Source organism: uncultured Spongiibacter sp. (genome assembly GCF_964011655.1).
Classification (GTDB): Bacteria; Pseudomonadota; Gammaproteobacteria; order Pseudomonadales; family Spongiibacteraceae; genus Spongiibacter; species Spongiibacter marinus.
The window spans coordinates 89094-109356 of record NZ_CAXGPO010000010.1; the positions used below are offsets into that span (position 1 = coordinate 89094).

Consider the following 20263-nt stretch of genomic DNA (forward strand, 5'->3'; position numbering starts at 1 on the left):
CGCGGCCGACAGCCGGCCACGAGAAATGGACGAGGAACTATGAAGCGTATATTTGGCATGTTGCTTGGTGCAGTGCTGCTACTGACAGCGGTGCTGGTAATTCGCACACTGCAATTCGCGCCACCACAATTTGAGGCGAGCGAAATCTTGGCTGACGTTGATTGGTCAGAGGCGGAGTTGGCAGCGGGGCTTGCCGGAGCGCTGCGTTTTCCCACCATTTCGAATATCGATGCTGATGCCGTAGACCAGCAGGCATTTGAAGACTTTCAGGCCTATTTAAAACAGCGCTTCCCCAAGGTGTTTGCACAAATTCCCCACCAGCGCCTGCCCGGCGGTACCTTGCTGTTTCGCTGGTCGGGCAACAGTGAAGCCTTAAAACCCATTATGCTGATCGCCCACCAAGACGTGGTACCCGTGATACCGGGTACCGAAGATCAGTGGAGCTATCCTCCCTTCGCGGGGACCATCGCCGATGGTTACATTTGGGGGCGGGGAGCAATCGACGACAAAGCCAGTGTGATCGGTATTTTAGAAGCCACCGAGCGTTTGCTTGAAGAGGGTTTTGTTCCGCCGCGCACGGTTTATTTGGGGTTTGGTCACGACGAAGAGGTGGGTGGTAAGGGCGCGCAAGCCATGGCGGCACTGTTGGCTGAGCGTGGCGAGTCGCTGGCCTTCTTACTAGATGAAGGCGGGGTGATCGCCAAGGACATGCTACCCGGTGTCGCGGAGCGCGTCGCATTGATCGGCCCGGCGGAAAAGGGCTATGTCAGTTTGAAACTCAGTGCCGACGGTGGTGGTGGCCACTCCTCCGTGCCGCCTCAGCAAAGTGCGGCAGGCGTTGTTGCGGCGGCAGTGGCGCGCCTTGAAGCCAATCCGCTACCTGCTGATATGCAATATACGGTGGACTTTATTCGTTATTTGGGTGACAGCGTACCTTTTTACCAACGCTTGCTGTTTGCGAATAACTGGTTGTTTGAGCCGCTTCTGGAAAAAGTACTGAGCAGTCAAGCGCCGATCAACGCCGGGATGCGCACAACAACGGCCGTTACCATGTTGCAGGGTAGTGTGCGGGACAATGTTCTGCCGATTGTTGCCTATGCGGTGGTGAACTTCCGCATTCTGCCGGGCGATACGATTGACGGTGTGCAGCAGAAGGTGGCGGAGATCATTGATGACCCTCGCATTCGCATTGAGACCTACGGCGGCTTCGGGAACAACCCCTCTGCGGTGGCCTCACCCGACTCGGCAGGCTTCAACGTACTTGCCGATCTCGTCCGACAAGTGAGCCCAGGCACCATAGTCGCACCGCGATTAGTGGTGGCGGCGACTGATGCGCGACATTTCGAGGAGGTGTCGGAAAACAGTTATCGTTTTATCGGAGTAGAGGTTGGCCCGAAAGAAATGAAGGGTATTCACGGTACCGATGAGCGCGTCTCTATTGCCAGTTATGTTGAGGCGGTTCGTATTTACTATCACCTTCTTCGCCGCAGCGCTGAATTATAAGAGCTGCTTCTCGCCACTATTTCTGTGTGTTATAGCGGGTAAAAAAGCCCGCTTTTTGTTGTTGGCGCCCAAAAACGTCTATCCGTTCTTGGATTTTCTTACCGCTATTCTTATACATTGCCGCCCAAAGCGTGAAACAGCGCTGTTTTATAGCCCGAGAGACTCCACATGCGTTATCCCGTTGACCCCCATTTCCCAGTACGCGATGAAGATGCACCACTGAAAGCTGATCTTGCTGAGAAAAAGGTGAAGCCCATTTTTATTATGGGCTTGCACCGTTCCGGCACTACCTTTCTCTACGACAGTGTGGCGAGGGCCTTTCCTCTGGCACAGTTAACCCTTTACGATTTTTTTTACTATGACCGTCTGCTTCGCAACCATCAGCAGGGCGGTGCGAAACAAGATGCACAGCGCTTGAATGCCTGCTTCGCCGCGCTGGGGATTAAAGACCGCAATATAGACTCGGTGCCCGTTTCCGCCGAGGAAGTTGAAGAGTACGGCTACCTGCTCAGACGCCGCTTCGGCAGTTTTAAGCTCAACGAGCACAGCGCCGCGTTTTTTGAGGAAATGTGCCGAAAGCTGTTGACCGTGCATGCCGGTAGTGAGGCGGTCTTGCTTAAGAACCCCTGGGACACCGGCAATGCGCGCTGGATGGCGGAGCGATTCCCCGAGGCGAGGTTTATTTACATCAGCCGTGAGCCTATCGCGGTGCTCAATAGCATGCTAAACGCGCTGCTTTCCTATTTAGAGGGGCCTCAACACTATCTTGAAATGCTGTTGGACCGTGGTGACGGGCGCCGAAGTTATCGCGCCGGTTATATCGTATGGCTCGGACTGCGGGGACTACGCAAGCTGATTGGCCGCCGTGCCATTGCCCGCCTGGCAAGGCCGCTGCTGGCGCGAACGGTGGCCAAGCAAGTGGCGGCCTACCGCCGCGAGTTGGCGGCAATGCCGAGCGACCAGACGGTCGAGGTGGATTATTCCGCGTTGCGAGAGAGCCCCGACGCCGTGATGGCGAGTCTAGCGCCGTTACTGGCCGTGTCGCGCAGCGCCAGCGCTGAAAGTATGCGAGCGGTCACTGCCGGGCGGCCCGTTAATCCGGTTTTGCGCGATTACGCCGAGCATCTGGATAGGTTAGTGGAGCGAGAACTGGGCGCCGCTTGATAAGGGGTGCCCCCGTCATTCCCTCAAGGCCTGGAAACAGGCCTTATTCTCCCGCAGATATTTCCCCTCATTGACAAAAAATATGCGCCATCGGCAGGGCGTTATTTACTCATATACGCATAAACCCCTATAGCTATTTGTAAGCGACTGTATGGCAAGTGTTTTATTGCTCAAAAAAACACTATGACACATTAGGCGCGAATTGACTATGTCACACTCGTGTATCAGTGTGCTGCAAGGTATTGAAATATAAGTAAAAATTCTTATCCCCATGTTCTTAGGTGTGACTTAAGTCACGCTGGTCGTTTAGTGATGTCCTTATCATCTCTGTGTGTCTTAGCGATTTACACATATAAAAATGCGGCTGCTTAACAGCCGAAATAAAAATGAAAAAATTAAGCAGGGGCTGCTTCCGATTCGTCGGTAGGTTTCCTGTTTAGTGCGATACCTAGCCAGAGAGACGAAGAAGATGGAAAAGTTACCCCGCTCGCAAAATTCGCGAGACCCGTACCTGAGAAAGGACCTTGAAGCCGAGCTGCATATAAGCCGGGGTAAAGTTGCGACAGGCGGCGCACTTGAGTTGCCAGCCTCACCCGTCAGGCCTCTGACGCAGGTTCCCCAACTGTTGCCAATTGCAACAGCGCAGCGCGGTATGTGGATGGGCGAAAAGATCGGCCCCGCCGATGCGGTATATAAACTTGCCGAGTATGTCGATATCCGCGGCCATATTGATGCCGCGGTATTTCTCCGGGCGACTTCCATCTTGACCCAAGAGGCGGAGTCAACGCGAGTACAGATTATTGAAACCGCCGATGGACCTCGCCAATTGGTGGCAGAGGCCTATATGGGAGAGTTGCCGGTTGTCGACTTCAGTAGCCATGCCGACGCCGAGCAGCGTGCACTGCGGTGGATGAACGATGAGTTGCGCCGCCCCGCAGACCTCGCAGACGATGCACTGTGGTTCAGCGCGCTAATCAAGGTCGAGGATGAACGGTTTTTTTGGTACCACCGCTGCCACCACATCACCATTGACGGTTTTGGTGGCGGTCTGATCGCGCGCCGAATGGCGGAAATTTATAATGCGCTGCTCAGTGGCGAGGAGCCAGGTGAGTCGCCATTTTTACCCTTGGTAACCCAGTTGGAGCAGGAAAAGCTCTATCGCGAATCTGCACGTTTTGAGCGTGACCGAGACTACTGGAAGCAACAACTGAGTGGCCTGCCCGATGCAATTTCGCTGTCGCGTCGCAATGCCCAGCGCAGTGGTGGCCTGCGGCGCAGTGGTATTACCCTGTCGCTAGAGCACTCTGCGAAAATTCGCGACATCGCCCAGCAATATGGCGGCTCAGTACCGCAGTTATTAATTGCCATGCTCGCGGTTTACACCTACCGCATGACGGGGCAGCAGGACTTGGTCTTCGGTATGCCGGTTACGGCACGAGCAAACCGCACGCTGCGCAGCATCCCGGCAATGATGGCCAACGCCGTGGCGATTCGCCTGGCGATGGCCGACGATGCCAGCCTCGTCGACCTACTTGGGCAAACAGCGAAAACCGTAAGGAATGCGCTTCGCCACCAACAGTATCGCTATGAGGAGCTGCGGCGTGATCTCGGCCTGCTTGCACAGGGGCAGCAGATCTCCTGGATGGGGGTGAATATTGAACCCTTTGATTACGATCTGGGCTTCGGTGGCCACGAGTGCAGTGCACACAACCTGTCGAATGGCACCGTAGAAGACATGACAGTGTTTGTGTTTGATCGCGGTGCCAAGCAGGGCATGAATGTGGTGATTGACGCTAACCCCGCGCTCTATAGTCAGCGAGAGCTCGATGAGCACCGCGATCGATTGGCGCGATTAATCGAAGCGATGATTGCCGCCCCTGAGGGCGCGATCGGTGACTTTGACCTGCTCTCCGAGCAGGAGCGGCACCTGCAGCTGCAGGCCTGGAACGATACCAAGCAGCCGTTGCCGGACAGCCACTTGCCAGCCTTGTTTGACAAAAGTGTCGCCGCTTTCCCAAGCCACACCGCGGTATCTGACGCCGGGCAAACGCTGAGTTATTCAGCGTTCGGGCAACAGGTCAATCAATTGGCCCGGGCATTGAATGTATTGGGCGTGGGGCCGGGTAAGTTGGTGGCCGTGTCCCTGCCGCGCACCGCGGCAATGCCGATGACGCTGTTGGCCATTATGAAATGCGGAGCGGCGTATTTACCGCTGGATCCGGAAACCCCCGCTGAGCGCCTGGCCATGATATTGGACGACGCCAAGCCCAGCTTGCTGCTCAGCAGCGTTGAGACCGCCGAAAAGTTGCCTGACTGTGAAATACAAACGCTGCTGTGGGAAGAGCTCAACTTAAACGCCTTTCCCGGCGACGATGTGCCCCTTGCCGATATTGGCGCGAACAGCCCGGCGTACATCATTTACACCTCCGGTTCGACGGGGCGCCCCAAGGGCGTGGTGATTGGCCATCGCAGCTTGATGAATTTTTTGCTGGCCATGCAGGATGCCTTGGCACTTCAGCCCGAGCAGCGGATGTTGGCGCTAACGACCGTGTCGTTTGATATAGCTGTGCTAGAGATGTTTTTGCCACTGCTTGCCGGTGCTCAAGTCCATGTCGCTACCCGCGACATCGCCAGAGACCCGGCGGCGCTGGCCGCGCTGGTGAACGAGCAGGCGATCACGCATATTCAAGCGACGCCTTCGCACTGGCAGGCGCTGCTTGAAGATAATGCCGAGGCCTTTACGGGTGTTCAACCGCTGGTGGGCGGTGAGGCGCTGCCGATGGAGCTGGCGCGCAAAATGCGTAAGCTCGGAGCGCCGATTATCAACTTATACGGCCCGACAGAGACAACGATTTGGTCCACGATGATGACCCTGGACAAGCTGGAGGGCGGCACGCCGGCCATTGGTCGTCCAATTTGGAATACGCAGGTCTATGTGCTGGGCGACGATCTTCAGTTGTTGCCAAATGGCGCAGCCGGGGAATTGTATATCGGCGGCGAGGGCCTCGCGCTGGGGTACCACAAACGTCCCGACTTAACCGCCGAACGTTTTATTGCTAATCCCCACGGTGAGGGCTTGTTGTATAAAACCGGTGACCTTGCGCGCTGGCGTGACGACGGTGCACTGGAATACCTGGGGCGCAACGACTTCCAGATTAAAATTCGCGGCTTTCGTGTAGAGACTGAAGAAATTGAATCGCAGTTGATCCGCTGTCGGGGTGTGCGTCGTGCGGCAGTGGTGTTGCGTAACGACCCGGCTGGCGTACCAAAGCTGGTGGCGTTCCTGCTCGGTGAGGAGGGCTTCGATGCCGGGCACACCGCGTTGGAGGCCGCCACATTGCGCCAGCAGATCGAGCGCAGCCTCCCGGAATACATGCTGCCCTCTCACTATCAGGTGCTGGATGATTTCCCGCTGAATGTGAATGGCAAGCTGGACCGCAAAGCCTTGCCGGAGCCTCAGTGGCAACTTGTTAGCGAATACACGGCGCCGCGTAACGCGCTGGAAACGCAGCTGGCAGAGCTGTGGTGTGAGATCTTCAAACTGCCGCGTATCGGTATCCACGATAGCTTTTTCGACCTCGGTGCTGACTCGATTACCGCGGCGCGCATGGTATCGCGTCTGCGTGATGTCGTGGGTAAAGACGTACCCCTGGCGGCCATCTTTGAGGCGACGACGATCGCTGAATTGGCGGAGCAGCTGGAGCGCGGTGATCAAATAGATCCCCTGGCAGGTGTGCAAGCCCTCAACCCTTTAGCCGCGCGTGGCGAGGGTGATGCGCTATTTTGTATTCACCCAGTACTCGGCCTGAGCTGGGGCTTTGCGGGGCTAAATCAATACCTGCCTGACGGAACGGCCTTGTTTGGCATTCAGTCGCGTGGCCTCTCTGGCGGGCAGGAGCTTCCTGCGAGCATCGAGGAAATTGCCGCAGACTATATTGCATTGATGCGGGACCGCCAGCCACAGGGCCCCTACCGTATATTGGGCTGGTCGATGGGCGGCGTTATCGCTCAGGAAATGGCGCGTCAGCTGCGTGAATTGGACGAGTCAGTGAGCTTCCTTGGCGCTTTGGATTCCTACCCCTTCGTGTCGCAGCAGCGTGACGACAAGGCCGGTCAGGTACGCAGCATCTTGGAATTTCTCGACATCGCCGTGGAGGGCGAGCTGCCCGATACCATGGAGGAGCTGAGTGAACTGCTGTGCCGGGAATACGACGTGCTTAACCTGGAATTTGTCAAACAGTTGCAGGGTAAACAAAGCGCCTTAATTGACGATGTCAGTGCGGTGATTAGCAATAACCTGCAGCTGCTGCAGAACTTCCAGCCGCGGCCTGTAGATGTGGAGTTGCACTTTTTCCAAGCGGTGCAAACGGCCACGTCACAGGAGCTGCACCACCGCCCCGATGCCTGGCAGGACGCCGTCGCGGGTCTCAATATTTATCCGGTGGAATGCCATCACCAGCAAATGCTGGACGCGGAACCGCTGGCAGTAATTGGACCCTTCGTTGCACGCGCGCTGGCAGGTTGATAAGCATGAAAATCGCGATCTTCTCCATCGGCACCCAGGGAGATGTCCGCCCTTTTGTCGCGCTAGGCTTGGGTTTGCAGGCGCAGGGGCATCAAGTATGCATTGTCACAGGCGACAGCTGTGAACAGTTGGTGCGTCGTCATGGCCTCGATTACGCGCCGCTGACCGCTGACTTTTTGGAGTTGATGGCCAAGGACCCGGAAGTGCTTCAGCGCGGCCTGAACCCCGTTGCGCTTCTGCGCACCGCGCGGCGGGAGTTGTTGGCAATGTCTGCAGACTGGGTCACACAGGCCACGCAGGCGGCGAACGGGGCTGACTTATTGTTGGGCTGTGGCATGGTGGCATCGCTGGCCGCCGCCATTGGCGAGCGCTATGACATTCCGGTGGTCGAGACCCACTTGCAACCGGTGACACCGTGTCCTGATATTCCGCCGATGATGTTGCCACCGCCGCGCCGCCCGCGCCCCGGTATGGTAAATCAAGGCTTGTATCACGCCTGTCGCGTGCTGACGTGGCAGATGCTCAGCCCGGCCTACCGTCAGGTTCGTCAAAAACTCGATTTGGCGCCGCTACCCTGGTATGGGCCGTTTTACCGGCGGCGTCGGACTCACCATGTGTTGTATGGGTTTAGCCCGAGCATTATTCCGCCATCGCGTTATTGGCCGGAGTCGGTGCGGGTAGCGGGTAATTGGTTTCTCGACGAAGCTCAGACGTGGCAGGCGCCGGAATCACTGGAAGCCTTTTTAGCCGCCGGGGACAAACCCATTTATGTCGGCTTTGGCAGTATGCTCGGTGATGACAGTGCGGCGCTCAGTGAGGTGTTTTTACAGGCGTTGCGAAATAGTGGCCGTCGCGCCATTTTTGCCACCGGTTGGGGAGGCTTGGCAGATGTCGACGACGACAATGTGTACTGCCTGACATCGGCGCCGCACGACTGGCTGTTTCCGCGAGTGGCGGCGGCCATTCACCACGGCGGGGCGGGTACGACGGCGGCAGCGGCAAGGGCGGGGATTCCGTCGATAATTATGCCGTTTTTTGGCGATCAGCCATTTTGGTCGTGGCGCTTGCAGCAACTTGGGGTAGCCACCTGTTCACTGGATCGCAAGAGCTTGGATGTCGCGGATGTTGAGCAGGCCATTGAGTCGGCAACCGACGCGGCGCTGCGTCAGCGCGCAGCCACGGTGGGCGCGCAAATTCGCGCCGAGGATGGCGTGGCGGCGGCCATCGCGCAGTTGTCCAAATGGGGCTACCTGACCCCCGTCAGTGAGCCAAGCCCCGCTGTTGATCGCGACCTTGCCGAGCCCAGCCTTGCGCAATAGTGGCGCGGACACGCTGAGCTTGTCATCACCCCTGCCCGAAGGTGGATTTATCGAGCAGGTTTCGCTGCTGCCAATGCCCGAATTGGCAGTTAACGCGGTGCATTGTCGTTTTAAACAAAGCCGTTATACCCCGGACCTGTTGGCGTCTTGGGGCATTGCTTTGCCAGCCTCTTTGGCGCGGGTGTCCGCCGCGCGCCAGGCGCAATTCCTTGCCGGTCGTTATGCTGCTTGTTATGCGCTGGGTATAGAAAACGTAGAGAATCACAGCCCGGCAAGGCGAGATACCGGCGAGGTCATATGGCCGCAGGGGATTACCGGCTCCATCAGCCACTGCGACGACAGCGCGCTGTGCGTGGTCGGACGTGGAGGGCATTTGGGGATCGATATTGAGCCATTAGTCGCCAGCGATGCTATTGACGAATTGTGGCGCTTGGTGGGTGATGACAAGGAATGGCAGCGGCTCTCTATGTTGCCTCGCGATCGCGCGTTAACGCTGCTGTTTTCTGCCAAAGAGAGCTTGTACAAAGCGCTGTTCCCTCGCTTGCAGCGCTACATCGACTTTTCCGAAGTGCGTGTTATCGCAGTCGATCCGGAGCGGCGCACGCTCCAGTTCAAGCCGCGCTCCGCGCTGGGCTTGGCCTTGCCAAGGGGCTGTATATTTACCGTGTATTGGCAGTGGCTGGGAGAGCGCTGCCTAAGTTACACGCGCTGCGACTAAGTCTCTTCTATGGCAATATTGAAGCGCATATACAGCATCGACATAAAGGGGCTGATCAAATTAAAAAAGCAGAAGGGCAGGTAGCTGAGCGTTGCAACGCCGAGGGCGGTGGCATGAAATGCGCCGCAGGTGTTCCAGGGAACCAGTACTGAGGTCGCGGTTCCGGCATCTTCCAGCGTGCGGCTGAGGTTGCGCTGACTCAGCCCCTGCTGGGCGTACATGTCGCCGTACATTCGCCCGCCAATAAGAATGGTCAGATACTGCTCGGCCGCCGTGAGATTGAGCACCCCACAGCTGCCAGCCGTCGTTGCCACGAGCGACGTCCGGCTGCGCGCCAGTCTTTTTAGTCCGCTTGTAATGTCGCCGAGTAAGCCCGAGGCTTCCATCATGCCACCGAAAACCACAGCGCTTAAAATAAGCCATATTGTATTGAGCATGCCTGCCATGCCGCTGCTGGCCAGCAAGGTATCGCTAAAGCTGTGACCGGTGATGATCTCGCTACTACCTACAATGGTTTGCACCAGCCCCTTGTACAGCCCGCTTGCCGAACGCTCGCCACCAATTTGATAGACCAATTCCGGCTGCACATAGGCGGAGATCACTGTGCCGATGAGCGTTGCAATAAACATCACGGGCAGCGCCGGAACGCGTTTTACGATCATGACAACGACGAGCAGTGGCGCAAGCAATAGCCAGCCCGACAGGGTCATGCTGGTGTTCAAGGCATTCAGAATCGCTTGCGTTTCGGCAACCTCCCTTCCACTGCTGTGGTGTATACCCAGCCCAACAAAAATGAGCAGGGCAATGGCAAACGACGGCAGTGTGGTGAGCGCAAGGTAGCGCACGTGACTGAACAACTCGACATTGCACACACCTGCGGCCAGGTTGGTGGTATCGGAAAGGGGAGAGAGCTTGTCGCCAAAATAGGCGCCAGAGATGACGGCGCCTGCGGTGATGGCTTCACTCATGCCGAGTCCCACCCCGGTTGCCATCATGGCAATGCCGATGGTGGCCGCCGTGGTCCAGGAACTGCCAATGGCCGTTGACACAATGGCGCAGACAATTGCCGCGGCAGCATAAAACCAGCTGGGGTCGGCCAGCTGCAATCCATAGTAGATAAGCGTCGGTACAATACCGGCGACCGTCCAGGTGCTGGACAGCGCGCCAATCATAAACAGCATTAAGATGGGGATGATCGCAACGCCGATCACTTTTAGCATGCCGTCTTGCAGGGTTTGCCAGGAGCGGCCGCGGTGCAGGCCGATAACGGCCGCGACACCGCCCCCCAGCAGCAGTGCCAGTTGGTTGGGGCCTTCTATGCCGGCATCGCCATAGAGATAGACATTGAGACCAAGCAGGCCGATTACCAGGCATAGCGGGAGGAGGGCTATGCCGACATGATTAGCGCGGACTGGGGTCATTGGTTTTGGCTACCACACATTGCTGTTTTTTGTTTGTAGTGGCCAGAATAGCGGGCGCGTTGCGGTGGCGCCACTTTGGCACCACCGCAGAGGCTTAGCGGTTGGTTTTTACCCGCAGGGATTTAAAGCTAATGGAGTTGTGGTCCTCCAGGTCGCGCTCGGGCTCCTCTGCCAGTGTGGCGTTGGGGAACTGGCGGAAAAACTCGCGCATACTCAAGTACAGCTGATGTTTTGCCAGCGCGGCACCGATGCAATAGCGAGGGCCATAACCAAAGAGTACGTCTGGATTGAACTCGCGGCGTACATCCAGGCGGTAGGGGTCGTCGAAAAAATCGGGGTCGTGATCTTTTAGGTGGGGCATCATTAACACCATTTGCCCTTTCTTCACCTGTTGTCCAAGCAGTTCACGGTCTTCCGGAACGTAGCGGGCAAAGCCCATTTTCGAGTTGCCTGCCCAGCGCATAATTTCGCTAAAGGCGTTAGAGAAGGTGGCGGTAGACTCCAATGCCAGGGGGATCTGTTCTGGGTTCTTCAGAAAGGCATAGGCCGACCACTGCTGCGCCATCAACGTAGTGTCGGCGCCGGCACCAATCAATGCCAGGATCAGGGTAACGATATCCCACTCGTCGAAGTCTTCGTTTTCCGCTTCCACTTGCAGCAGCGCGCTGAGGAAGTCCTCTTCGCCTACGGGTGACAGGCGGCGCTCGGCGATCACTTCCAGCAAGATATCGATGGCCAGGTTGCTGTCTTGCTGGGCTTTTTCCCGGCGCTCGTCGGAAATAGTCGGGTTCCAGGTCTCGGTAAAGGTCAGCACCGTTTGCTTAATCTGGGGCCAGTATTTTTCAGGAATACCCACCATGCGAGTGATGGAGATAAAGGGGATGTGCCGCGCGACATCTTCAATGTAGTCGAATTCATCGGCGTCTTTTAAGCCCTCGAAAAGGCGGACGATATCGGGCTCGATGCGTCGGTTGATGTTATCAACAACATTGCGAGAGAACGCCGGGGAAGTGATTTTGCGAATAAGGCGGTGGTGGTCCGGGTCAGCCAGCAGGCTGTGGCCCACCAGGGCGCGCTCGAAGTTATTCCAGTTTTCTTCCAGTGGCCGTGGCGGCGCAAACTCCCAGTCGTAAAAGTCTGAGCTCAGGTACTCATTCTTCCAGCAATCCATAATGTCGGGCATGCGGGTCATAATCCAGCACATCCAGGGGGCATACCACACCAAGCGACCGCGCTCGGAAAGTGCCTTGCACTGGGGGCCGGGGTCCAAGGCATATTCCATGGAATTGGGATTGAAGACAGATTCGATCGGGGGCAGCTCGCGCTGTTCTGTGGTTTGCATTGCGTACACTCCTTATCTTTATTGTTTTGCACCGCCGCAACGGCTCGCAAAAATATCGGTGTTTGCGAAAAAATATACTACCGTGTATTTTTATTCTCAAGTGACATTATTTTTAATTTACCGCGCGTCGCGGCGATAACAATAAGGAGTGGTAATGCAAAACTTTACAGACAAGGTAGCGGTAATCACCGGCGGGGCCAGTGGTGTGGGGCGCGCATTGGCGCTCGCGCTTGCCGATGAGGGAGCCAAGTTGGTGATTGCCGACATCGAAGAAAATGCCTTGCAGCGCTGCAAAGCGGAATTGGAGGAGCGCGGAGCCCAGTGTTTGGCGCAACGCGCCGATGTTACGCAGCCAGAGTCGATGGCTGCTCTTGCCGAGGCGGCGTTTACCCACTTTTCCGGGGTGCACCTCGTTTTTGCCAACGCCGGTGTGGGGACGGGCGAAGGCGGCAATATGTGGGAGTACAGTGCCAATGATTGGGAGTGGGGCTTCCGGGTAAATACCTGGGGCTTGATTAACACCATTAACGCCTTTGTTCCCCGCTTGGTGGAGCAGGGCGAAGAGGCACACTTTGTGGTGACTGGCTCGGGGAATGGCGCGTTCTTAATGTTACCGGATACGCCGATCTACACCGCGACCAAGGCAGCGGCGCAGGCGATTACGGAAAACCTGCATTTTCAGTTGCAGGCCCAGCAATCGCCGGTGAAGGTCAATGCCCTGTTTCCCGGCCCACATGTGGTGAATACCGGCATCTTTAACTCTGAACGCAATCGTCCTGAGGATTTGCCCGTCGACCCGAATAAACCCGATTCTGGTATTCACTCGGTCGATGATATGAAGGCGATCATGGCGCAATACGATATGGAGTTGAAAACCACCGAGCCGGAAGAAGTTGCTGCGTTTGCGCTCAACGGGCTGCGCGAAGACAAGTTTTGGATTACCCCAATGTCGGAGAAGTCCCGGGCTGCCTTTATTGAGCGCACCCAGGGCATTCTCAATGGCGTAACGCCAACGCCGCCCAACGTACTGTAGGAGGCATTCGCTTGACGGACCGGCTTACGCTACCATTCGACGCTTTGACAGAGATGGGAGAATCATCGGTGCCAGCGAGTCAGCTTGGTCGGCGAGAGCGCAAAAAAAAGGCCGTGCGCGAGACCATTCGTAAAGAGACATTGCGCTTGATCGGCCGCCATGGGGTAGACGGGCTGACCATCGATGCGATCTGTGATTGCGTGGATATCGCCAAGAAAACCTTTTACAACTACTACGCGACCAAACACGACTTAATGGTGGAGCTGTGTCAGGAGGAGTTGCTGCAACGCACCGATCAATTGATTGACGATGTGCTGGCCAGCGGTAAATCTTTTGAGCAACAGCTCGGTCACATCATTGAGGTGTTTATCAATCGCGAGCAGTTGGCGGGCGGTATCGAACGTGAGCTGATCGCCTATTCAGTCGGCGCAATGTCGGCGAATATTAGCCAGGGCGCGGGGCAGCTGGCCTTTATTAACAGTAGCTTCCTGCGTTTGTATGAGCACAATCGCCAGGCCTTAAAGCCGGAGCTGAGTCCGGCTTTCTGTGCGGAAATGACCGTGGGCATGTTCAATGCCATCACGCTGAACTGGGTGCACGATGAAAATTACGATTCAGAAACCCGTTATCGTCAATTACTCGCCTTTATAAAAAGCAGCATGCTTGCCTGAAAGCGCCGCTGTGCTGGCATCGGTAGACCGATGTCAGCACTTTTCTTTTCCCGCCTTACCAATCAGTAATCATTTCTCCGCTGCTCTCGCTTGACCGAAATAGGGAAACCGTATACTTTTTTTACATCACGGTTACCTTTTTGAGAGAAGGGTCAGGAGGGAGAATGAATAATAGATATAAGAAGCCCATCCCATGCGGCTGGTTTGCCATTGAGTACAGCAAAGAGCTCGCCCCTAAGGATGTGAAGCCGCTGAAGTATTTCGGCCGGGACCTGGTGCTGTTTCGCACGGAATCGGGTGAGGCAGTATTGCTAGACGCCCACTGCCCGCACTTGGGTGCCCACCTGGGGCACGGTGGTCAGGTAAAGGGGGAGAGCATCGCTTGTCCCTTCCACGCCTGGGAATTTAATGGCGAGGGCTTTTGTACCAAGGTGCCCTACGCGAAAAATATGCCGCCTAAAGTCGACGGCAAGCAGGCAATTGGCAACTACCCTGTGGTGGAGCTGAATCAAATGATTTGGGCCTGGTATCACCCCCAAGGGGTGGCGCCGCTGTGGGAAGTTGAGCGCCACGCCGAGCTGCACTCCGACGAGTGGACGGAGATGGATGTCTTCGATTGGCAGATTAACTCGATCATTCAGGAGACCGGTGAAAATGCCGTGGACATCGCGCATTTTGTGACCGTTCATGAGTCTCCGGAAATGCCGGATGGTCACGTCACCATCGACGGTTACAAACGCAGCACGCTGATGGACAGTCTACAGCACGCCATCGATGAAGAGGGTAATGTAGACCTGAGTGGCGAGAACTATGACCAGGGGCGCCTGGAAACCTATTCATTTGGCCCGGGACAAACCTACCAAAAATTCTCTCGCATGTTCGATATTGTCATGATGGGCACCATCACACCTATCGACGACCAGAACATTCACATGCGCTTTAACTTCTCTATGCCTAAACAGCAGAGTGGTGAGCACACCCTATACGCCAATGCCTTCCGCGACGAGATCGTTCGCCAAGTCGGTCAGGATATCCCTATCTGGGAAAACAAAGTGTATCTGGAGCACCCCACGCTGTGTGATGGCGACGGCCCGATCGCAAAATACCGTAAGTGGTTTGAGCAATTTTACGCGGCGTAGATCGCGGTGCTCAACCCGTCCCAAAACCATAATAACGAGGAATAACTACCATGACTGACTCCAACGCCCCTATGGGTAAGCCCGGCGATATTCTCAACTGGCCGATGCTAAAAATTCGCTATAAAACGGACGCTGAGGCGATAGCGAAACTTTTACCGCCCGGTATTGAGCCAGGTAAAGAACCGGGCGTGACCATTACCATTTATAACTTCCCGGTATTAAATGAGCCCGAGTATGGTTGCGTGGTGAATGTTGACGCTAACTACAATGGCATTGAAGGTGAGTACACTCTGGGTATTGCCATTGATCAGGAGGCGGCAATTTACGGTAGTCACGAGCGCTGGGGGCAGCCGAAGTATTACGGAGAGACCCAGTACTTCCGCTTGATGGACTATGTATCAGCAAAGGTGAGCCACCGCGGATATACCTTTCTGGAGTTTAAGGGGCAGGTGACCGGTGAGGGCGAGATTCCCCCGGAGCACGAAACGAATGAGTGGTGGATAAAGCACCTGCGCGGTGTGGATATGGAAAACCCCAGCTGGGACTTCCCACCTCACGTTGTGCGTGTTTACGCAAAATACGGCACGGCGCATATCGAGAAATTGCAGGGCCAGGTCACGCTAAATGACAGCCCTTGGGACCCTCTGGCCAGCAAACTGCCTATGCGAACGGAAGCAGAGACATGGCTGTGGACGCCGATTTTCCTCGACCGCCGCATCACGCTCGAAGGCCCGCTGGACCCCGAGGGCTTTATGCCCTTTGCCGACACCATCGGTGGCTCTCGCTGGCCCGGTGAAAATGGTGGCCCCAAACAGTCCTAGAATCACCCTCGCCGGGTATCACCGCCCGGCTTTTTTCCGCTTTTCTGTGAGCTTGTCGCGCCGATAAGCTGATCTCCCTCATTGCTGTTGATTCAGGTCAATGGGAATGGCGTTGCCGCATATTATGATGCCTTGGCTAGAATAATATGGAGCGGGCCATGCATCCCATTTTTTTGCAGTTGGAAACGGATCATCAGCGCATGCAGCGAATGCTGTATGACCTCAATCATCAGATTGAGAGCTACTTTGGCTTACATGATGCGCCGGCTGATGTCGACGCAATGATGCGTTGCCTGGATTACATCCAGATTTACCCCGAAGTATGGCACCACCCTGTTGAAGATATCATTTTCAGGCAGCTACTCACCAAGCCCGGAGTGAATCACTATGCCGTGGAAAATGTGTTGCGAGACCACGGCATGCTGGAGGCCCTTAGTGATCAGCTGTCGTTGATATTTTCTGAATTACGGCTGAGTGAAAAGCCCGTGCGGCCGGCAATTATTCGCTTAAGTAAGCATTATCACAGTCGTCAGATATCGCACATTCATGAAGAGCGAGGCATCTTTCAGATGGCTGGAGAGTTGTTTGGCGACGCTGATTGGCAGGCGATTGAGCGCGAGATAGATGCCGTCATCGGGCCGGTTGGTCAGCACGAGCGAGATGATTATCTATCGACATTTAAGCCTGAGCACGCGTCTTACTCTGGTGCATTCAAACAGTAGTATTGAAGGGAATATACATGCCGACTGCGATCGCAAGAGAATTTGATAACGCCACTGATATGGTGCGCCGCTATGCAGTACAGGGGCCGCGCTACACGTCGTACCCTACGGCACTGAACTTTAGCGAAGCGTTTACCGATCGCGATTATGTGCGCTTTCTTGACGATGCAAGAAATAGCCCATCGCCGCTGTCCTTATATGTGCACATTCCGTTTTGTCGAAGCCTCTGCTACTACTGTGCATGCAATAAAATTATTACCAAAGACCCGCGAGCAAGTCGTCGTTATCTGGACCACTTAAACAGAGAGCTACAGCTCCTGTCGCGGCATGTGGGTGTGTCCCGCCGTGTAAGTCAGCTTCACCTCGGGGGTGGAACACCCAATTACCTAGACAAAGCGGAAATGACCGAGCTCGTGCATCAACTTGCCAGTCACTTCAATCTCGATGACAGTGACGACCGGGAATTTTCCATCGAGTTGGATCCGCGTTGCGTCGATGAGGATTATTTGGCCTTGCTTAAAGGCTTGGGTTTTAACCGTGTCAGCTTTGGTGTGCAAGATACGAACCCCGATGTGCAGCAGGCCATTAATCGCGTACAGAGTGAAGATATGATCGCCGAGCTGGTGTCATTGGCGCGGCGTTTTAAATTTAGATCGGTGAGTGCAGATTTAATATACGGCCTGCCACTACAGACCGAGGAAAGTTTTAAAGCGACGCTGGACGCGTTAATTGCGATGTCGCCAGATAGAATTGCCATCTACCATTATGCCCATATGCCACAGCGTTTTAAATGGCAAAAGTCGATGGATAGATACCCAATGCCGGATAGCGAAGAGAAACTGAAAATTTTTGCTCTGGCGAGTCAGCGATTGCAAGCTGCGGGGTATTTGCATATTGGTATGGATCATTTTGTTAAGCCCAATGACGAGCTGGCCATTTATCAGCAGCAGGGTCGTCTGCAGCGAAATTTCCAGGGCTATTCGACCTGCCATTCACCCGATGTACTCGGAATGGGGGTGTCGGCGATAAGCTCTTTGGGACGCTGCTATGCGCAGAATGAGAAGGATCTCGAAGCCTACTACGCCGAGATTGAAGCCGGGCGATTGCCGGTGACTCGCGGGTTAGAGCTTTCAGCAGAAGATATGCTTCGTCGCTACGTTATTATGCAGTTGGCCTGTAACTTAAAGCTGGACTTTAAGGAGTTGCACGGTCGCTATCAGGTCAGCTTTAGAGAAAAGTTTGCTGACGTCCTGCCGTCGCTAGAAGAATCTCACAATTCAGGCGTGTTGTTACTCAGTGGTGAGGGGATAAAAATAACGGAAGCTGGGCGGGCGGTTTTGCGAAATGTTTGCATGTTATTTGATGAAAGTTTGTCTCTGCACCGCGGAGCGTATTCCAAAACCTTGTAGCGGTTTACAGGCTTTTGGCGCGCTATTTTATTGTGTAGTAACTTTATCGCGACTACGCCGAAAGTAGACTTGACCCACCCGGAGATAAGGCGTTCAATGGCGGCAGTAATCACCCCCCGACATGTGTAAGGAGACCACATGCGACGCGCGGAAGCCCCCAAAGCCTGCCCACACAACCCTGCTGTTAGCTGTAACAATTGTCGACTGAGTGGCATCTGCTTGCCGCTGGCTTTGGAAAGCGATGAAATTGTAAAGCTGGACAATATTGTGCAGCGCGGTCGCCCCCTGCCAAAGAGCCGTCATATTTTCAGAGAAGGTGATGCGTTTACGTCTGTATTTGCCGTGCGCTCTGGTGCTGTAAAAACATATAGCATTACCGATGCTGGAGAGGAGCAGGTCACCGGTTTTTATTTTCCGGGTGAAGTTGTTGGCTTGGATGGTATTGGTCAAAACCGCTACGCGAGTTCCGCTGTTTCATTAGAGGTGTCGGCGATTTGTGAAATTCCTTTTTCGCAGATCGAAGATCTCAGCGGCCAGTTGCCCAATCTTCAACGACACTTTTTTAAGCTGTTGAGTAGCGAGATCGTTGATGATCAGCGACACATTACCTTGCTCAGCAAAAATACGGCTGACGAGCGTGTTGCATCGCTGTTAGTGAGCATCTCTGCTCGCCAGGCGCGCCGTAAATTGTCGGCATCCGCTTTTAGATTGCCGATGTCGCGTGCGGATATTGCCAGCTTTCTGGGGCTCACCGTCGAGACCGTAAGCCGCGTTCTCAGCCGTTTTGCAAAACAAGACTTAATTCGAATCGACAATAAGGAAATTAGCGATCTCGATGTCGAAGGCCTTAAGGCAGCTGCAAACCTTCAGCCGTAATTGTGGCTGTCATTGTGCCGTAGTGGCACAGGCTTGACTCAGATCAACCGGATCCGTCCGTTGGGCGGTAAACTTTCAATAAATCTCCCCGGAAAGAGTGAGTAGGCCGTGAGTGCAATAATTAGCAATCCCCTAGGTTTTTTGTTCAGTCCCCGTAAGCAGTGGCGTATGGTTGCCGATGCCGGCGATGAGGGTTTGGCTGCCAAGCTGCTGTACCCCATCATTCTTGCCATCGGGCCATGCGTTGCGTGGTACTACGGTGCCAGCCAAGTGGGTTGGACGGTGGGCGATGGCGAGGTGGTGCGCCTGACGCAGGCGAGTGCTCTGCAGATTGTCATTGCCTTCTATTTTGCGATGTTGGGCTCGTTGGCGGTGATCGGTTATTTCGTTCACTGGATGTCCGAGACCTATGGCGCTTCCTCGTCGGTGCTCAAGGGCATCGTCTTATCTGGATACACGGCAACTCCGCTGTTCATTGCGGGGCTTTGCGGTTTCTTTCCTCTTTTCTGGTTTGATCTGACCCTGGGTATTCTGGCCTTGGGTTGGTCTGTATACCTGCTGTATTTAGGTATTCCGCTGGCGATGGGAATTCCTGAAGAGCGCGGCTTTTTGTACGCCTCGGCGGTAGTCGCAATCTGTATGGTGATATTTATGGCGCTAATGGGCGCGGTGGTTATTCTCTGGGATATGGGAATGACACCGGTGTTCACTGATTAGCGGCATAAATTAGTCGGTAGGAAGGTAAATTTTCTGCGGCATAGTGTCGCAGGCCTGTTTAGCTTTCTGTTGATCTGGGTCAGCATTGCGGCCCCCACCTGCTGGGACAATACCCACCTCCATCATGTCTGCCCGAACGGCGCTTGTTGCCGGTTCGCGCATAGTCCACCTGAGGTTCGTGAACTGTCATGACATCTTCGCAAGAACATCCAACTTACAACTACAAAGTGGTGCGGCAATTCACCATTATGACTGTGATATGGGGCATCGTCGGAATGACCGTCGGCGTTCTCATCGCAGCGCAATTGGTTTGGCCGCAACTCAACTTCGACACGCCCTGGCTCAGTTTTGGGCGATTGCGACCCCTGCATACTAACGCGGTTATATTTGCGTTTGGTGGCTGTGCGCTGATGGGGTCTTCGCTGTTTGTGGTGCAGCGCACCTGTCAAACGGCGCTACTGTCGGACCGCCTCGCGGCATTCGTCTTCTGGGGGTGGCAGCTGGTCATCTTGCTGGCAGCGATTACGCTTCCCATGGGGCTTACCTCCGCTAAGGAGTATGCCGAGCTTGAATGGCCAATAGATGTGCTTATCGCCGTAGTTTGGGTGGCCTATGCGGTACTCTTTTTCGGCACGATCATGCGTCGGAAGATGTCGCATATTTATGTGGCGAACTGGTTCTACGGCGCGTTTATCGTGACCATTGCGGTGCTTCACATTGTCAATAGCGCCGCGATTCCAGTGAGCATGTCCAAGTCTTATTCGGCCTACTCCGGTGCTGTCGACGCCATGATCCAGTGGTGGTACGGGCACAACGCTGTGGGCTTCTTCCTGACGGCAGGCTTCCTGGGAATGATGTACTACTTCGTGCCTAAGCAGGCTGG

16 protein-coding genes are annotated in these 20263 nt (G+C 55.2%); 14 read left to right on the forward strand and 2 right to left on the reverse strand.

Going from position 1 to position 20263, the window contains the following annotated elements; all coding sequences use genetic code 11:
• Positions 1 to 39 precede the first annotated feature (39 nt).
• From ABNS66_RS07130 to ABNS66_RS07150, 5 genes are all read left to right on the forward strand, one after another.
• Positions 40 to 1503: a M20 family peptidase gene (locus ABNS66_RS07130; protein WP_286836802.1), complete on the forward strand. Its 1464-nt coding sequence runs from the start codon at positions 40 to 42 to the stop codon at positions 1501 to 1503.
• 168 nt (positions 1504 to 1671) lie between these two features.
• Complete coding sequence (locus ABNS66_RS07135; RefSeq protein WP_204995270.1) at positions 1672 to 2667, forward strand: sulfotransferase; 996 nt, start codon at positions 1672 to 1674, stop codon at positions 2665 to 2667.
• Positions 2668 to 3136: 469 nt separating this feature from the next.
• A complete protein-coding gene (locus tag ABNS66_RS07140; protein WP_286836804.1) occupies positions 3137 to 7192 on the forward strand; it encodes an amino acid adenylation domain-containing protein in 4056 nt (1351 codons plus the stop codon).
• Positions 7193 to 7197: 5 nt separating this feature from the next.
• A complete protein-coding gene (locus ABNS66_RS07145; protein WP_286836806.1) occupies positions 7198 to 8511 on the forward strand; it encodes a glycosyltransferase in 1314 nt (437 codons plus the stop codon).
• On the forward strand, positions 8456 to 9229 hold the full coding sequence (locus tag ABNS66_RS07150) for a 4'-phosphopantetheinyl transferase superfamily protein (protein ID WP_286836808.1): 774 nt from the start codon (positions 8456 to 8458) through the stop codon (positions 9227 to 9229). Before ABNS66_RS07145 ends, ABNS66_RS07150 begins: the two co-directional genes overlap by 56 nt.
• On the opposite strand, the gene nhaC is transcribed toward ABNS66_RS07150, so the two are convergent.
• Both nhaC and ABNS66_RS07160 read right to left on the reverse strand, forming a co-directional pair.
• Positions 9226 to 10650 (reverse strand): Na+/H+ antiporter NhaC, encoded by a 1425-nt coding sequence (gene nhaC / locus ABNS66_RS07155; RefSeq protein WP_286836810.1) that lies wholly within the window; start codon positions 10648 to 10650, stop codon positions 9226 to 9228. The two genes, ABNS66_RS07150 and nhaC, sit on opposite strands and share 4 nt — an antisense overlap.
• Positions 10651 to 10744: 94 nt before the next feature.
• On the reverse strand, positions 10745 to 11992 hold the full coding sequence (locus tag ABNS66_RS07160) for a cytochrome P450 (protein ID WP_286836812.1): 1248 nt from the start codon (positions 11990 to 11992) through the stop codon (positions 10745 to 10747).
• 154 nt (positions 11993 to 12146) lie between these two features.
• Here ABNS66_RS07160 and ABNS66_RS07165 point away from each other — a divergent pair, with 154 nt between their 5' ends.
• The 9 genes from ABNS66_RS07165 to ABNS66_RS07205 form a co-directional block, all read left to right on the forward strand.
• On the forward strand, positions 12147 to 13025 hold the full coding sequence (locus ABNS66_RS07165; protein ID WP_204995276.1) for an SDR family NAD(P)-dependent oxidoreductase: 879 nt from the start codon (positions 12147 to 12149) through the stop codon (positions 13023 to 13025).
• 68 nt (positions 13026 to 13093) lie between these two features.
• Positions 13094 to 13696, forward strand: a complete 603-nt coding sequence (locus ABNS66_RS07170; RefSeq protein WP_286836814.1) for a TetR family transcriptional regulator — start codon at positions 13094 to 13096, stop codon at positions 13694 to 13696.
• A 164-nt stretch (positions 13697 to 13860) separates the two neighbouring features.
• Entirely contained in the window at positions 13861 to 14835 is a 975-nt protein-coding gene (locus ABNS66_RS07175; RefSeq protein WP_204995277.1) for a Rieske 2Fe-2S domain-containing protein, read from the forward strand.
• 50 nt (positions 14836 to 14885) lie between these two features.
• On the forward strand, positions 14886 to 15656 hold the full coding sequence (locus ABNS66_RS07180) for an acetoacetate decarboxylase family protein (RefSeq protein WP_286839259.1): 771 nt from the start codon (positions 14886 to 14888) through the stop codon (positions 15654 to 15656).
• A 158-nt stretch (positions 15657 to 15814) separates the two neighbouring features.
• A complete protein-coding gene (locus ABNS66_RS07185) occupies positions 15815 to 16378 on the forward strand; it encodes a hypothetical protein (protein WP_286839257.1) in 564 nt (187 codons plus the stop codon).
• A gap of 17 nt (positions 16379 to 16395) precedes the next feature.
• Positions 16396 to 17787 (forward strand): oxygen-independent coproporphyrinogen III oxidase, encoded by a 1392-nt coding sequence (hemN, locus tag ABNS66_RS07190; protein WP_286839256.1) that lies wholly within the window; start codon positions 16396 to 16398, stop codon positions 17785 to 17787.
• A 138-nt stretch (positions 17788 to 17925) separates the two neighbouring features.
• Positions 17926 to 18663, forward strand: coding sequence for a fumarate/nitrate reduction transcriptional regulator Fnr (gene fnr / locus ABNS66_RS07195; RefSeq protein WP_286694507.1), 738 nt, complete (start codon positions 17926 to 17928; stop codon positions 18661 to 18663).
• A gap of 108 nt (positions 18664 to 18771) precedes the next feature.
• On the forward strand, positions 18772 to 19380 hold the full coding sequence (locus ABNS66_RS07200; RefSeq protein WP_286694508.1) for a Yip1 family protein: 609 nt from the start codon (positions 18772 to 18774) through the stop codon (positions 19378 to 19380).
• 188 nt (positions 19381 to 19568) lie between these two features.
• Positions 19569 to 20263: cbb3-type cytochrome c oxidase subunit I (locus ABNS66_RS07205; protein ID WP_348655293.1), on the forward strand; the 695-nt coding region annotated here is incomplete at its 3' end.